The sequence below is a fragment of the Collimonas sp. genome (assembly GCF_039923675.1).
Classification (GTDB): Bacteria; Pseudomonadota; Gammaproteobacteria; order Burkholderiales; family Burkholderiaceae_D; genus Collimonas.
The window spans coordinates 1-15,825 of the sequence record NZ_JBDTCG010000032.1 but is presented as its reverse complement, the minus strand read 5'-3'; the positions used below and the strand labels follow the sequence as shown (position 1 = coordinate 15,825).

Here is a 15,825-nt window from a genome sequence, read left to right as displayed (position 1 = left end):
ATCGATGACTGGTCGGTAAAACTCAAGACCAACCACTAGGAGAAGTCGATGTTCAAGAAATGGATGATGTTATGCATCACCGTGATTTGCTCGGTGGCGCTGGTGCAGAGCGCAGCAGCCGCATCTACCGGCGAGGAACAAGCGGTAGCGAATGTCGTGGAAGAATTGCGCGCAGCGATGAACCATCCAGGTGATGGCGCAGCGCTGAAAGCGCTGGTGATGGATGAGCTGAGTTACGGTCACTCAAACGGCAAGGTGCAGAACAAGACTGAATTCATCGACGCATTAGCTAGCGGAAAATCGAATTTCGCCAGCATCGCCTTGTCAGACCAGAGCATCGGGATCGTCGGAGATACGGCCGTGGTGCGGCATACGTTTGTGGCGGTAACCAGTGATTCAGGCAAGCCAGGGGATGTGTCGCTAAAGATTTTGATGGTGTGGAAGAAGCATGACGGGCATTGGCGCTTGCTGGCTCGGCAGGCAGTGCGGTTTAATGCATAAAGAGTGGCGATTCGGGTTCGATCGTGCTGCCTTATCCGGATCTATTGGAACTTCAAGTGTGGTTGCATCGTTCAAATCCCTCACACACCTCGCGCCTGCTTAGCAGGTTTTCTTATCGCCACCGGGCCAACAGCATCGCCCGAAAAAAATGCCGAGAAGTCTTTCTCTCGGCATTTTCATCTTATTGCAGGTCAACCCACGGAAAACGATATCAGGAGTTCTCGATTTCCGTCGTCGTGAATTCAACGCCACCAACCCATTTTGCAACCAGGTTGTAAATCCATGCGCCAATGACAGTGAAAATAAAACCGAAGATCAAATACAAAAACGGGAATACGAACATCATGCCCGTCATCGGCGCCTTCACTCCTGGCACCACTGCAAAAAACAGGCTCATGAGAATAACGAACGGCAAGGAAATGACGAAATAAAGAAGCGCGACAACTTTTGCAGTTTGAACCGGTGAAATCCTTGATATTTGTTTTTTCATGATGCATTTTCCCTGGTTATGAATTATTGGATTTGAAGCTTGAATTCGGACAAAGAAGAACTGTCAGCGACGAGATGCTGCCCATTCTTTCCCGCCACCGGCGCTTTGAGCGCGGCAGTTGCGTCAGTGTAAAAGATAATGTGCATTTAAGGAAACTAATTTCTCAACAGAAATTACTAACCGGCGACAGACGCCTCAACTCGATCTGTCATGGGACCTGTTGCCCAGGAATCCGGCAAGACGTTCTTTTCGCACGGACCCCGGTTACGAATTCTCTTGGCCATCGGATCCGAACAATTCCAGTTCACGCGCAAGCCAAAAACAGGCATAGGATGCGACTGCGGCGGCGATGGCAAGCACATAAGCCAGCCGCTTGCCATGCCAAAGGCTGGCCAGCCATTGATTGAAGCTGCCGATCAGCCTGCCCGATGTGCCGCCATACATTTCCATATCGCGCAAATAGGCTTTCGACTCGCCGGCGGCATAGGCGTTGCCGCCTACCACGCTGTAACCGAGACCGTGGTTGCCGCCGTCCGCGGCGAAGTAATAAACAAGGCCGGCGATCAGCAAACCGGCTATCAAGATGATCGCGCTCGCCATATAGAGGTAGCGCGGCAGATTTGCATTCTTGCTTTCCATGTCTTCCACATCAATTTTCTATGACGATCTACTCTATCTTCTGCTTGCGAAACGGAAAAGCCTGCTGCTTGATAAATCCGTCCGGCATGTAATCTCCCACCACGCCGTATTTCTCCGGAAAAGCACGCCCTACCTTGACCGCGGTGCCGAGAAAATAATCGATGAAGGCAAAGTGTGCGGCGTAGTTCTTGTCGATCGCTTCTTCTTCCGACGAATGATGCCAGTGATGGAAATCCGGCGTGACGAAAATATAGCGCAACGGGCCCCATGGTAGATGCACGTTGGAATGGTTGAACACCGCCTGGAAACCGACCACGATAATGTAGGCGTTGACCACCGATTTATCGAAGCCGAGCACGAACAGCGGACCCAGCACCACCACCCGGGTGCAGATCAGTTCTAGGATATGCTGGCGCGAGCCGGCCAGCCAGTCCATGGTCTTGACGCTGTGGTGCACCGAATGGAAGCGCCACAGGAAAGGCACCTCGTGATAGGCGCGGTGGGCGCCGTATTCCATCAGGTCGGCCACCAGCATGCACAGCAGCAGTTGCGGAATGAAGCTGATGGCGGCCACGGTGTTCTGGAAATCGGCGTGCACCATCCAGCCGAACACGCGGTGGATCATGACGTTGACCACCAGCAGCGCCAGGCCGATGATGAAATGGTTGACCGCAAAATGCACCAGGTCGGTCTGCCATTCGAAGCGGAAAATTGCTTGTTTCCGGTATAGCGGGAACATCTTTTCGATCAGCACGAAAATCAGGGTCGAGCCGAGCAGATCGATGATGAACCAGTCGAGGCCGATGTACGGCGTGTGGTCTGGAAAATCGCCGACGGCGACCTTGGAGCCACCCCACGCCACCGCGACCAGCACCATCACCAGCGCGGAGAAGTTCAGGGAGCGGTGGCGGCCGAACAGGATATTCGCCAGCGACAGGACGCCGGCGACCAGCAAGGCGCCGAACAGTATCTGACGCATCAGGCTGACGGAATACACATGGCGCAGTTCAGGCGTGGTCAGGTATTGCGGGTAGTGAAACGCCAGCACGCCGAGCAGGCTGAGAAAACCGAGACTGAGAGCAATCACGCTGGTAATGATGCCGGAGCCGGGCTGCAGCTCGCCGCTCTGCTGCAGGATGCTAGCGGTATCTTCCACCATGGCGCTGGTAAGGCTGGCGATGTTGGGGGACTTGGCGCGCGCCGTAGGCTTCGACGTCGGATCCTGGTCAGGCATATGCGTCTCGATATGAAATAGGAAAGAAAATGGAGTATAGCAACGGGACTTGCGCTTATCCGTTGCCTAATTGCAACAGCAACAATATATTTAACGCCGGCCCGGCCTTGTCAAAGGTATTCCGGCCGGAATCCGGCACGGCGGCTGATGCGCCTGCCCGACACCATGAATTCGCCGTTACCGGCATAGTGCAGCGTCTGCGGGTGTTTGGGGGTGGGCGCGCGGTGCGCCTTGACCACTTCGAAGATGAAGAAATTGTATTTGTCGATCAGGCTATCGTCGGCCAGCTTGCATTCCAGGCTGACGAAGCATTCCTGGATCATCGGCGCTTTCACTTTGCTGGCTTTGACCGGAGTCAGATTGAATTCCTGGAATTTGTCGATCTCGTCGCCCGAGCAGTTGCCAATGCCGACCACCTTGTCGACCAGTTTCGCGGACGGAATATTGATCACGCATTCGCGGCTATTGCGAATCAGCGCGAAGCTGTGATTGCCGCCGGCGATGATGCAGCCGACCAGCGACGGCGAGAATTCCATCACCGTTTGCCAACCCAAAGTCATGATGTTGGTTTGTTTTTTCCACTTCGAGCTGATCAGGACGATCGGCCCCGGTTCCAGGTAGCGGCGGATTTCCCACACCGGGAAATCCTGCTTGGCGGCGACTTTCATGTTGCCCTCCATTCTGTACAGGAAGCGCGGAACGGACAGGCCGCTCCGCGCTGAGCTGCGGACTATCAGCCCGGTACCTTGCCTTCCACGCCTTGCACATAGAATTTGATGCCGTGCAGGAAAGCGTCGTCGGCGACCGCATCCTTGGCCACCACTTCCTTGCCGGTGTTGTCGATGATCGGGCCTTTCCAGATCGGTGCGCTGCCGTCGATGATGCCTTTCTTGCGTTCTGCGACCAGTGCCTTGACGTCGTCCGGCAAGCTTGGATTGAAGGCGCCGAGATCGATGCCTTCGTCTTTCAGGCCGATCCAGCTGGTGCCGGTTTTCCAGCTGCCGTCGAGCACTTCGCCGACACGCTTGTCGTAATACACGCCCCAGTTGATCATCGATGCCGCCTGATGCGCCTTGGCGCCGAAGCTGGTCATGTCGCTATCCCAGCCGAATGCCGCCACGCCTTTTTCCTGCGCGGTCTGGACCACAGCCGCGGAATCGGTGTTCTGCATCAGCACGTCGACGCCCTGGCCGATCAGCGTGGTGGCGGCTTCGCGTTCCTTGCCCGGATCGAACCATTTGTTGACCCATACGACGCGGGTAGTGGCTTTCGGATTGACCGAACGCGCACCGAGAGTAAACGCGTCGATGTTGCGGATCACTTCAGGAATCGGCACCGAGCCGACCACGCCCAGCTTGCCCGATTTGCTGATCTTGCCGGCGACGACGCCGGCCAGGTACGCGCCCTCATAGGTGCGGACATCGTACTGCGCCAGGTTGTCGGCAGTCTTGAAGCCGGTGGCGTGTTCGAATTTGACATCCGGGAATTCCTTGGCGACCTTGAGCATCGCTTCCATGTAGCCGAAGCTGGTACCGAAAATCAGCTTGTTGCCGTCGACCGCCAGCTGGCGAAATACGCGCTCGGCATCGGCCGCCGATTCAGGGACATTTTCGACAAAAGTGGTTTTTACCTTGTCGCCGAATTTTGCATCGACCGCCTTGCGGCCCTGGTCATGGGCAAAGGTCCAGCCGGCATCGCCGACCGGGCCGATATAGACAAAGGCAACCTTCAACGGGTCAGCCTTGGCTGGCGCCGCGGCCGGTACGACAGCGGCTGCCGGCGCCGCCGGCTCGTCTTTCTTGCCACAGCCGATCAGCGTGGCTGCGGTCAGTGCGGCGAGCATTGCAAGTGATGCCCTGCGTGAAATCTTCATTGCTTATCTCCCTCTGTGTTGATGGTTGGTAAACCTACGGTCAAATTTACTGCTCAACTTGCATCCGGCTTGAACGGCTTGCCCAGCGACGCCGGCATGTTCAAACGGATCCAGTCCGGATTGCGCGAAATCAGCGCCAGCACCACGATGGTCGCCACATACGGCGCCATCGACAACACCTGCGACGGAATATTCACTCCCATGCCTTGCAGGTAAAACTGCAAGATCGTCACACCGCCGAACAGCAACGCGCCAAGCAGCACGCGCAACGGCCGCCAGGTGGCGAATGCGGTCAGCGCCAGCGCGATCCAGCCGCGGCCAGACACCAGCCCCTCCACCCACATCGGCGTATACACCAGCGACAGGTAAGCCCCGGCGAGACCGCAGCAGGCGCCGCCGAACAGCAACGCGGCAAAGCGTATCCAACGCACGGGATAGCCCAGGGCGTGCGCCGATTCCGGCGATTCGCCGATGGCGCGCAAGACCAGCCCGGCACGAGTGCGATAGATGAACCAGGCGATAGCGCCGCACAACAGCAGGGCCACATAACTCATCCAATGCTGCTGGAACAAGGCCGGACCGAGGAAGGGAATATCCCTGAGAAATGGAATTCCCATGGTTTGCGCAGGCAGGCCAAGGCCGACCAGGCTCTGGCCGAGGAAAGCGGACAGTCCGGCGCCGAAAATCGACAACGCCAGACCGGTCGCCACCTGATTGGTAGCCAGCACCAGCGCCAGCCAGGAAAACAGCGCCGCCATCAGCACCCCGCTGAGCGCGCCCGCGAGAAAACCGAGCATCGGGCTGTGGGTGCTGTAGCCGACCGCAAACCCGGCGATGGCGGCCACCAGCATCATGCCTTCCGCACCGAGGTTGAGGACGCCGGCTCGTTCGTTGATCAGCAAGCCGAGCGCCGCCAGCAGCAAGGGTGTGCCGGCGTTGATCGATGCCGCGATGAGTGAAGCCAGTTGCTCCATGTCAGACCCTCGCTTTCCGGCGCAAGCGGTAATTGATCAAGGTATCGCTGGCCAGCAGCAAGAACAGCAGCATGCCCTGGAACACGCCAGTGATCGCCGACGGCAAGCCGAGCCGCGATTGCGCCAGCTCGCCGCCAAGATACAGCAACGACATCACCAGCCCGCCCAATACCGCGCCGACCGGATGCAAGCGGCCGATGAAGGCGACGATGATGGCCGCAAAGCCGTAGCCCGGCGATACCGATGGCAACAACTGCCCGATCGGCCCGGCGATTTCAAACGCACCCGCGAGGCCGGCGAAGCCGCCCGAAATCAGCAGCGAGACCCACAAGGCGCTGCGACTGGAAAAACCGGCATAGCGCGCGGCATGCGGAGCAACGCCGCCGACCATCAGCGAAAAGCCGCGGAAGCTGCGCGTCATAAACACCGTCATCACCACCGCCAGTATCAGCGTCACGGCGAAACCGATATGCAAGCGCGTGCCGCTCAACAGCATCGGCAGCATGAATTCGTCGGAGAACACTTTCGATTGCGGGAAGTTCATGCCGTTCGGGTCTTTCAAGGGCCCGTTCACCGCATACATCAGCAGCAACTGGGCGACGTAGGTCAGCATCAGCGAGACCAGGATTTCATTGGCGTTGAAGCGGTCGCGCAGCAGCGCCGTGATGCTGGCCCAGAAAGCGCCGCCGACGATGCCGGCAAGTACCATCAGGACCAGGCCGACGTTGCCCGGAATCGGATGGTTGGGCACATCGAGAAACACCAGCATGGCGCCGGAAAACAGCGCGCCGACAGTGAACTGGCCTTCGGCACCGATGTTCCAGATATTGGCGCGAAAACACACCGCCAGGCCCAGCGCGCACAGTATCAGCGGGATCGATTTCAGCAGCAGCTCGCTGATGGCGCGCTTGCCGTTGAAGGGATCGATCAGAAATACCTTGAGACCGGCCAGCGGGTCCTTGCCCAGCGCGATGAACAATAGCGCGCCCAGCAACATGGTCAGCACAATCGCAATCAGCGGCGACCAATACGTCATGGCGCGCGACGGCGCGCCGCGCAATTCGAGTTTCCACGGCCACAGATTATGCATGTGCGGCCTCCGCTGCATCCTGCCACAAACCGCTCATCCACAAGCCGATTTGCTCACGCGTAGCCTGTTCAATCGTGATCGAAGGCGAGAGCTTGCCTTTGGCGATTACATGCAAACGATCGCACAGGGCAAACAACTCATCCAACTCTTCAGAAATAATCAGCACAGCACAGCCTTCCTGTTTCAAAGCGAGAATCTCGGCATGGATCTGCGCTGCGGCGCCAACATCCACACCCCAGGTCGGCTGGGCGACGATGAAGACGCCTGGCTTGCGCTCCAGCTCGCGGCCGACAATGAATTTTTGCAGGTTGCCGCCAGACAGGCTCTTGGCCAGCGCATCGGGGCCGCTTGCCTTGACCTTGAAGCGTTCGATGATGGACGCCGCGCTCTTGCGGGCGTAGGCGAAATCGATCATGCCGCGCTTGACGTAAGGCGATTTCTGATGCGACAGCAGCATATTGGAAGCCAGGGACAAGGTCGGCACCGCGCCGCGTCCCAGCCGTTCTTCCGGCACCAGCCCGAGGCCGAGCGCGCGGCGCGGATTAGGCGCCAGCTGGCCGGCCGCACGGCCGCACAACATCACCATGTTGGGCGCAGCACGCTGGTCTTCGCCGGAGAGCGCCGCCAGCAATTCCTGCTGGCCGTTGCCGGAAACGCCGGCGATGCCGACGATTTCACCGGCGCGCACTTCGCATTCGATATTTTTCAGCTCGGTGGCGAACAGATGCGCTTTCGGCAGGCTTAACCGATTAAGGTGCAGCTTGCGTTCGCTGCGCAGCGAATCGGGATTGCGTTCGCGCTGCAGGCGCACCAGCTCATCGCCGATCATCATGCGCGAAAGGCCGGCGCTGGTTTCATTGCGCGGGTCGCAAATGCCGGTGACTTTACCGTTGCGCATCACGGTAGCGCTATGGCACAAGGCGCGGATCTCATCCAGCTTGTGGCTGATGTACAAGATGCTGCAGCCTTCGGCGGCCAGCTTGCGCAGAGTGACGAACAGCTTGTCGACCGCCTGAGGCGTCAGCACCGAGGTCGGCTCGTCCAGGATCAGCAACTGTGGATTGGTCAGCAAGGCGCGTACGATTTCCACCCGCTGCCGCTCGCCGACCGACAAGGTATGCACGTGCCGATGCGGCTCCAGCTCCAGCCCGTACTTCTCGCCGGTCTGGCGGATTTGCGTCACCAACTGCGGCATGCTGACATCGGAGGCCAGGCCGAGCGCGATGTTTTCGGCGACGGTGAGCGTATCGAACAGGGAAAAATGCTGGAACACCATGGCGATGCCGAGCTGGCGCGCAATATGCGGATTGGCGATATGCGCCAGTTCGCCATTCCAGAAAATCTCGCCGGCATCCGGCTTGACCGTGCCGAAGATGATTTTCATCAGCGTCGATTTGCCGGCGCCGTTTTCGCCAAGCACGGCATGGATTTCGCCGGGCGCGACTGAAAGATTGATGTCGTCGTTCGCCAGCACGCCGGGATAGGCTTTGCGGATATGGGCGATCTGCAGACGCGGTATGGTTGAAGTCACTTCTTCTGCCTGTGTCAATGAAAGACTGTTGCAAAATGATGCCAGCATGATTGCGCCTGCCAGCCCCGGCGAACCCAGACAACATGCTACATCACCCAGCTGCTTACCGGCGGATTACAAAACAATGTTTTGCCGCCATCAAGCTACTGCAAAAGCAAACTGCATGCCAGACGAATCCCGCCACCGCCGATACTGCCTGGCGCGTTTCCTGCCTGCGAGTTTGTCCTATGTTTGGCAGCGATGATTTGCGGTAGCATGACAGCAGACTGGTAATCGGAAAATGAAAACAAAGCCCATGAAGAAAAAGTCCGGCGACGCCGCCCCCGTTTCGGCCAGGCCCGCATCCACCCGGGGCAGCGGCGTGGTCGACCAGAAAATCTACGATTCGGTGCTGAAAGCGGTCATGAGCCAGCGCCTGCCGCCGGGCACCAAGCTGACCGAAGCCAGTCTGTGCGACTTGTTCGCCGTCAGCCGCACCATCGTGCGCAAGGCCATCCAGCGCCTGGCGCATGACCATATCCTTGAATTGCGGCCGAACCGCGGCGCCATCATTGCGCAGCCGACGCCGCAAGAGACGCGCGAGATTTTCGCGGCGCGGCGCGCCATCGAAGCCGCCATCGTGCCGCTGGCGGTGGAGCATGCGACACGCGCCCAGATCGCCCGGTTGCGCCAGATCGTTAAAGAAGAACATGCGTCCTTTCATAGCGGCGACCATCCAAAATGGATACGTCTCGGCGGCGAATTCCATATCCTGTTGTCCGAGACAGCCGGCAATCCGGTACTGACCCGCTTCCTGCGCGAACTGGTCTCGCGCTGCTCCCTGATCATCGCCCTGTACCAGGCGCCCAACAAGACTCCCTGCCCGAACCACGAGCATGAAGACCTGATCGACGCCATCGCCGGCGGCGACACTGTAAAAGCGATCGCCATGATGGACCGGCATCTGCTCGATATCGAACGCGCCCTGCGCCTCAGCGACGACGAACACGAGGTCAACCTGGCGGAAATACTCGACCTCGCATAAGCAAAGCCGGTGATTTCCGGACCTATCTTAGGGCACAACCTGGTCCGGCCAAACAGGCATAAAGTGTATACAAGTTATTTCAGAATGTCGCCATTTTGCAGCACGCCAGCGCACTAATCAGGTTCTTGCGACCGTCCATTCTCCCTACTTTGGCGCGACGCTCACCATTAGATGGCGTTATTTTTAGCCGCGTACGACACTCTTTTTATCGCGTGTGCTTATCATTCATACAAAATCATTTGCGCAAAAAATGATTTCTCGTATGTATACAATATATTTTCGATACAAATCGACATACTGATTTTCTCTTTCTTCCTGTCAGGAAAAATTCTGGCACGGTCTTTGCGTTGTGGGTATCCGTTCCGGTCAGGCGCCGCGATACTTTGGCGACCTCCGGACAGAACACGAATGCACAGAGCAGACATAACAAAAAACAGCAGGTTCGAATTTTTCGGATATTAACGTCGACAACAGAGGGATGGAAAATGGGAAAAAAAGCGAGGGCACGCGCCCATATGCGTTGCGCGCACAAGATGGTGCTGACACTGGGAGCCGCCTTGCCGTTCGGCGCGGCCATGGCACAGACGGCTGGCAGCACGGCGCCAGCGACCACTGCCACCGCCACTGCTGCCGCCACCCCGGCGGCGTCTAAGGATGGCTCGTCCCTGCAGCTGGAAACCATGACCGTGACAGCGCAGCGCAAAGTCGAAAAAATCAAGGACGTACCGATCTCGGTAACCCTGATCAAAGGCGAGACCCTGGACGTACTCAACTCCGGCGGCCAGGATATCCGCGTGCTGGCCGCCAAGGTGCCGAGCCTGAACATCGAATCATCGAACGGCCGCACCTTCCCGCGCTTTTACATCCGCGGCTACGGCAATACCGATTTTTCCGCCTTCGCCTCGCAGCCGGTATCGTTGATATACGACGATGTGGTGCAGGAAAACGCCGCACTCAAAGGCTTCCCGATGTTCGACATGGCCGGGGTCGAAGTCTTGCGCGGCCCGCAAGGCACGCTGTTCGGCCGCAACACTCCCGCCGGCGTGGTCAAGTTCGATTCGGCCAAGCCTAGCCTGGACAAGGTTTCCGGTTACTACAGCGTCTCCGACGGCACCTACAATACCGCCAATGTCGAAGCGGCGGTCAACGTGCCGCTCAGCGACCAGTGGGCAATGCGTTTCTCGACGCTGGTGGAACACCGCGACGACTGGATCACCAACAACGGCGGCGGCCCGACCGGCAGCATGGGCGGCTACAACGAACGCGCCGGCCGGCTGCAATTCCTGTACAAGCCGGACGGCACGTTCAATGCCTTGTTCAATCTGCATTCGCGCGCTTCGGAAGGCAATGCGCAACTGTTCCGCGCGAATATCCTGGAGAAAGGCAGCAACGGTTTCGTCCCCGGCTTCGATCCAGGCACCGTCACCACCAACGCCATGAATACGCAGTCGCTGCATACCGCCGGCGGCAGCGCGCGGCTGTCGTGGAATCTGGACCAAGTCAAGCTGTATTCGATCACCGGTTATGAAACCATCTCCAGCTATTTCAGCCGCGGCGATATCGATGGCGGTACGCCGACCGGCCCGGGCTTCATTCCGTTCCAGGTGCAGACCGGCGGCGGCATTGCCGACCACAAGCAATTTTCACAGGAATTCCGGGTCGAGTCGAAAAACGACGGTCCGCTCAACTGGCAAACCGGTTTGTACTATTTTTATGAAGACGTGGCCGGCAACAGCTCCAACTTCAGCAGCACCACACAGCTGCAAACCAGCTATCTGCAGAATCGCCAGAAGAATACCGCTTATGCGGCGTTCGGTTCGCTGACCTATGACGTCAGCGATCGCTTCAAGCTGCGCGGCGGCTTGCGCTATACCGAGGACAAGAAGGATTTCACCAACGAAGTCGCCAACAATGTGACCTTCACCGGCCCCGGCTCCATCAGCGAAAGCAAGTCGAATGTCAGCTGGGACGCCAGCGCCAACTATGCGCTGAACAACGACATCACGACCTATGCGCGGGTGGCCACCGGCTTCCGCGCGCCGAGTATTGCGGCGCCGTCGTCCTCTGTGCCGATCACTGTCGCCAACGCCGAGACCATCACTTCCTATGAAGCCGGGATCAAGGCCGACCTCTTCAACCGCCGCGCCCGCGCCAACTTCAGCATCTACACCTTCGACGTCAAGAACCAGCAGCTGACTGCGGTGGGGGGTGCCTCCAACTCGATCATGCTGGTCAACGCCGCCAAGAGCGTCGGCCACGGCGCCGAGCTGGATCTGGAAGCCAACCTGAGCGAACGCCTGCGCGTGACTTTCGGCGGCAGCTACAACTTTACCCAGATCCGCGATCCGAACCTGCTGGTAGCCGGTTGCGCGTCCTGCACCGTGCTGAATACCCAGGCGCGGCCGGGCTTGTACTCGATCGACGGCAATCCTTTGCCACAGGCGCCGAAATGGATCGCCAACGTCACTGCGCGCTACGGCATCCCGCTGGGTAACAACGATGAACTGTACTTCTACACCGACTGGGCGTATCGCAGCAAGATCAATTTCCTCCTGTACAACTCTACCGAGTTCACCGGCAAGCCGTTGCTGGAAGGCGGTTTGCGGATGGGATATAAATGGGACGGCGACAAGTACGAAGTGGCGGCGTTTGCGCGAAATATCACCAACAAGACAGTGGCGGTGGGTGGCATCGACTTCGATAACCTGACGGCTTTCATCAACGAGCCGCGGGTGTTCGGCGTGCAGTTCCGGTCGAATTTCTAACTGGCCGGCAGTTTGCTTTTGCACTCTCCGGGAGCGACCTTCCTCAAGTGAAGGCCACTCCCGGGTTCTGCGCAGACAAAAATCCTGTGACCACTCTACACCCTGGAAATCCATGCATACCAATACCGCCACAAGCTGCGCGCCATTTGAGTCAGCCAGACGTTGGCGGCAGATCGCTATGTATGTGTATTCCGCAGTGGTGATCGGTATCGCTGCTTTTTCAGCGACATCGGCAAACGCCGCGCAATCCGATGCGAACGAATTGCCGGAACAAAAAACTGCCGTGCTGTTCGGCGCCAAAATTCGTTATTACGATATCGGAAGCGGGCCGGTGATCGTACTGGTGCATGGCCTGGGTAGCAGCGCCAAGGGCGATTGGGGACGTGTCATGTTGCCGCTGGCGCAGACGCATCGGATACTGGCGCTGGACCAGCTTGGATTCGGCAACTCCGACAAACCGCAAATTGACTTCGGGATTCAGACCTGGGTGGATTTTCTGGGGGAATTTCTGCGCCAGAATCGGATAAGCGACTTTACGCTGGTCGGCGAATCGCTCGGTGGCTGGATATCCGCGCAATATACGATTCAAGCTTTGCAAGGAGTAGCGGCCGGGCCGTCATTGGCGCTACCCAAACCTTCCCGGCTGGTGTTGTCAGATTCCGCAGGCCTGTATGCCACGATGAAACGACAATTCACGGCGTCGGCGCCCGGCAAGAAAACCGAGGTCTCCGCATCACTGGCCGGCGAGAAAAAACTACTGGCCAGTATTTTTCACGCTTCCTCCTACCAAACCGATCAGGCATTACGCGGTGGTCTGGAATGGAGCTTGTCCAAAGGTGATGCATGGACCATCAGTTCGATTCGCAATCCCGCACTGCTTAACGAAACCGTGGATGACAAGCTAGGCGCGATCACCATTCCGACCCTGGTGATATGGGGCCGGTACGATGCCTTGCTGCCCTTGAAAGACGGCCGCTATTTTGCTTCCAGGATTCCCGGCGCTGAATTGAAGATCATTCCCGACAGCGGCCATGCGCCAATGATAGAAACGCCCGATGCCTTCCTGTCGGTGCTGCAACCATTTTTGCAATAACACTTCGTCAGACATTATTCGTATCGATGGCGATGACATCGCCTGTGTTTTTACATTTTCCGTTTGAAAGCGTCTTATGAAACCGAATTCAATGAAACGTCGAATGTTATCGGCGGCATTCATGCTGGGACTTGCCGTATCAGCGACACTACCATTGCAGGCGCAAGCAGAGGGCAAGCGCAAAGTGATTATCGACGACGACATCGGCGGCCCGCGAGCGGCGCAACTGATGGCGATCCAGTCCCCTGATGTGGAGGTGCTGGGGATTACCATTGTCAGCGGTTCGACCTGGCGCGATGAGAATATCGCACATGCGCTGCGCACGCTGGAAGTCATCGGCCGCAGCGATATTCCGGTGATTCCCGGTTCCACTTTTCCTTTGCTGAATACGCAGGAAGCCACGCGTCGTTGGGAGGCGCTGTACGGAAAGTTGTATTACAAGGGTGCCTGGACAGATGAGAAATGGCCGGACGGCACCATCCAGAGCCAGCCGAACTATCACGCGCATGATTTCGTACCGCAGCTGCCGGAAGGTATGCCGCATACCAAACCGTCGTCGGAAATCGCCGCCAACTTCATGATCAGGAAGGTGCACGAATTTCCCGGACAGGTGACGATCCTGGCGACCGGTCCGATGACCAATGTGGCGTTGGCGATCAGCCTCGATCCGAGCTTTGCCGCCACAGCAAAGGAAATCGTCTACATGGGTGGCAGCCTGAATCCGCACCAGGTGCTGCCTTCGGCATCGGCTGAACAGTTTGCGCGCGAATACATCAACTCGCCGCGGCTGGAATTCAATTTCCGCTGGGATCCGGAAGCCGCCAAGATCGCCTTGCGCGCGCCGTGGAAACATATCGTCATGGTGCCGGCCGATCCATCCACCGCGACCGAACTGAGCAAGAAACTGCTGGACGACATGACCAAGTCCGGTACGCCACTGGCGCAACTGGTGAAGAAAAATACCGAAACCGGCTTTCCGTTATGGGATGAGTTGGCAACTGCGGTGTGGCTCGATCCGACGCTGATCAAACAATCCGACCAGTTGTACGTCAGCATCGATACCGACTTCGGCGCCGGCTACGGCAATACCCTGTCCTGGCCTGCAGCCTATGCGCCGCCGGGTCTGATTGCCCAGGTGAGCACCGTGGTGCGTGAAGTTAATGTGCCTGCATTTGAAAAGATGATGGCCCGGCTGATGAACCTGCCGACGCCGCCGGCGCCGAAAAAATAAGAGCATCATTCCCGACCGGGTCATTCCAGACCGGGTCATTCCCGCGAACGCGGGAATCCATGTTAGATCACGTACGTAGACTGGGTCCCCGCGTTCGCGGGGACGACGATGCAGCAATCAATATGCACTTTTTACAGTTCATCTGAGCTGGGCAACTAATCAAGAAACCTGTTGCTCACGGAAAGCACGGGAAAACCTGGAAATTTCCGTGTTTTCCTCGGAAGATTTTTTATACGTTTACTGTGCGGTCTTGTCCGATGGATAGAGCAGCGAATCGCGCAGCAGATAACCCATAGGCATGCCCATGTTGATTTTCTTGACGCCGTGCGGCTGGGTGAACCAGGAGCTGTAGATCTTCTGGAAATCGCCCTCATGGATCATCCGCACCATCTCCTTGTCCACCAGCTGCTTGAAGGCCGGATCGTCTTTGCGGAACATCAGCGAATACTGTTCGATCGAGAGCGGATCGCCCAGCACGGTAAAATCGGATGGCGTCTTCGCGGTGGCGCGCAAGCTATACAACAGCACGTCGTCCATGGCGTAGGCATCAGCCTTGCCCTGCTCGACGAAAGCAAACGATTCGGCATCATCCTTGGCTTCCAGCACCTTGATGTTCAGAGAGCGCACATTGCTACGCTCGTTGACCAGGTCGATAGTGGTGGTGCTCTTGGTGATGACGATCGTCTTGCCGCGCAGGTCCGACCAGTTCTTGATGTCGCTGCCCTTCTTGACGATCATGCGCACGCTGGAAAAAAAGTTCGGCACGGTGAAACCGACGCGAGTGCGACGCTCGGCATTGTTAGTGGTAGAGCCGCATTCCATATCGGCCTTGCCATCGATGATGCTGGAAAAGCGCGTGGTGGAATCGACAGGCAGATACGCCACCTTGAGATTCGGCAGCTTCAGTTCGCGCTTGACCGCATCAGCGATTTTCAGACACATGTCAATGGAATAACCGACGATCTGCTTGTTGTCATCGGTGTAGGAAAACGGTGCGGTTTCGCGATAGGCGAAGGTAATGGTCTGGCTATCGCGGATCTTGCTGAGAGTGTCGGCGGCGCTGGCGGCCAGTGGTGTCAAAATACATAACAAGGTCAAACCATGTTTCATCGCACCGCGCATATAAAAGACTCCGATAGGTCGCTAACGGCCGCCGCGGGCATGGCCGGCGGCGGACAAAAATATCAATGAGGGTGCTCATTTCCTCGCGACAATATAGCAGTACTTCATGCACTTGCGCCAGCTGTTACAAATCGACTACATGATTTTTTTGCGTGTGATCAAAGCGCCAATTCTCGGAACCGGGTCCTGCGATTTAGCTGCATCAGTGCAGACTTGAACTGCGGCGTCGCATCCGATGCGAGCGGCTGTAAACGACCC

14 protein-coding genes are annotated in these 15,825 nt (G+C 57.7%); 5 read left to right on the top strand and 9 right to left on the bottom strand.

The features are described 5' to 3' along the window. Positions 1–48: 48 nt before the first annotated feature. On the top strand, positions 49–501 hold the full coding sequence (locus ABI171_RS06860; protein ID WP_348091839.1) for a nuclear transport factor 2 family protein: 453 nt from the start codon (positions 49–51) through the stop codon (positions 499–501). Between the two features lie 211 nt (positions 502–712). Here the strand turns inward: ABI171_RS06860 and ABI171_RS06855 are convergent, their stop codons facing one another. From ABI171_RS06855 to ABI171_RS06820, 8 genes are all read right to left on the bottom strand, one after another. Further along, a complete protein-coding gene (locus tag ABI171_RS06855) occupies positions 713–991 on the bottom strand; it encodes a hypothetical protein (RefSeq protein WP_348091838.1) in 279 nt (92 codons plus the stop codon). Positions 992–1,255: 264 nt separating this feature from the next. After that, a complete protein-coding gene (locus tag ABI171_RS06850) occupies positions 1,256–1,630 on the bottom strand; it encodes a hypothetical protein (protein WP_348091837.1) in 375 nt (124 codons plus the stop codon). Positions 1,631–1,658: 28 nt separating this feature from the next. Further along, positions 1,659–2,789 (bottom strand): sterol desaturase family protein, encoded by a 1,131-nt coding sequence (locus ABI171_RS06845; RefSeq protein ID WP_348091860.1) that lies wholly within the window; start codon positions 2,787–2,789, stop codon positions 1,659–1,661. 185 nt (positions 2,790–2,974) lie between these two features. Next, positions 2,975–3,532, bottom strand: coding sequence for a flavin reductase family protein (locus ABI171_RS06840; RefSeq protein ID WP_348091836.1), 558 nt, complete (start codon positions 3,530–3,532; stop codon positions 2,975–2,977). A 65-nt stretch (positions 3,533–3,597) separates the two neighbouring features. Next, positions 3,598–4,737: a BMP family ABC transporter substrate-binding protein gene (locus tag ABI171_RS06835; protein ID WP_348091835.1), complete on the bottom strand. Its 1,140-nt coding sequence runs from the start codon at positions 4,735–4,737 to the stop codon at positions 3,598–3,600. Positions 4,738–4,790: 53 nt separating this feature from the next. Then, a complete protein-coding gene (locus tag ABI171_RS06830; RefSeq protein ID WP_348091834.1) occupies positions 4,791–5,711 on the bottom strand; it encodes an ABC transporter permease in 921 nt (306 codons plus the stop codon). Position 5,712: 1 nt separating this feature from the next. Beyond that, complete coding sequence (locus ABI171_RS06825) at positions 5,713–6,801, bottom strand: ABC transporter permease (protein WP_348091833.1); 1,089 nt, start codon at positions 6,799–6,801, stop codon at positions 5,713–5,715. Further along, positions 6,794–8,332 (bottom strand): ABC transporter ATP-binding protein, encoded by a 1,539-nt coding sequence (locus ABI171_RS06820; RefSeq protein ID WP_348091832.1) that lies wholly within the window; start codon positions 8,330–8,332, stop codon positions 6,794–6,796. Before ABI171_RS06820 ends, ABI171_RS06825 begins: the two co-directional genes overlap by 8 nt. A gap of 295 nt (positions 8,333–8,627) precedes the next feature. Here ABI171_RS06820 and ABI171_RS06815 point away from each other — a divergent pair, with 295 nt between their 5' ends. From ABI171_RS06815 to ABI171_RS06800, 4 genes are all read left to right on the top strand, one after another. Further along, on the top strand, positions 8,628–9,356 hold the full coding sequence (locus tag ABI171_RS06815) for a GntR family transcriptional regulator (RefSeq protein ID WP_348091831.1): 729 nt from the start codon (positions 8,628–8,630) through the stop codon (positions 9,354–9,356). 485 nt (positions 9,357–9,841) lie between these two features. Continuing rightward, positions 9,842–12,121, top strand: coding sequence for a TonB-dependent receptor (locus tag ABI171_RS06810; protein WP_348091830.1), 2,280 nt, complete (start codon positions 9,842–9,844; stop codon positions 12,119–12,121). 112 nt (positions 12,122–12,233) lie between these two features. After that, positions 12,234–13,214 (top strand): alpha/beta hydrolase, encoded by a 981-nt coding sequence (locus ABI171_RS06805; RefSeq protein WP_348091829.1) that lies wholly within the window; start codon positions 12,234–12,236, stop codon positions 13,212–13,214. A 91-nt stretch (positions 13,215–13,305) separates the two neighbouring features. After that, positions 13,306–14,445: a nucleoside hydrolase gene (locus tag ABI171_RS06800; RefSeq protein ID WP_348091828.1), complete on the top strand. Its 1,140-nt coding sequence runs from the start codon at positions 13,306–13,308 to the stop codon at positions 14,443–14,445. A 237-nt stretch (positions 14,446–14,682) separates the two neighbouring features. Here ABI171_RS06800 and ABI171_RS06795 read toward each other — a convergent pair whose 3' ends face one another. Then, positions 14,683–15,555 carry an amino acid ABC transporter substrate-binding protein gene (locus ABI171_RS06795; protein ID WP_348091827.1) on the bottom strand — a complete coding sequence of 291 codons (873 nt, stop codon included), beginning with the start codon at positions 15,553–15,555 and terminating at the stop codon, positions 14,683–14,685. Positions 15,556–15,825: the final 270 nt, after the last annotated feature.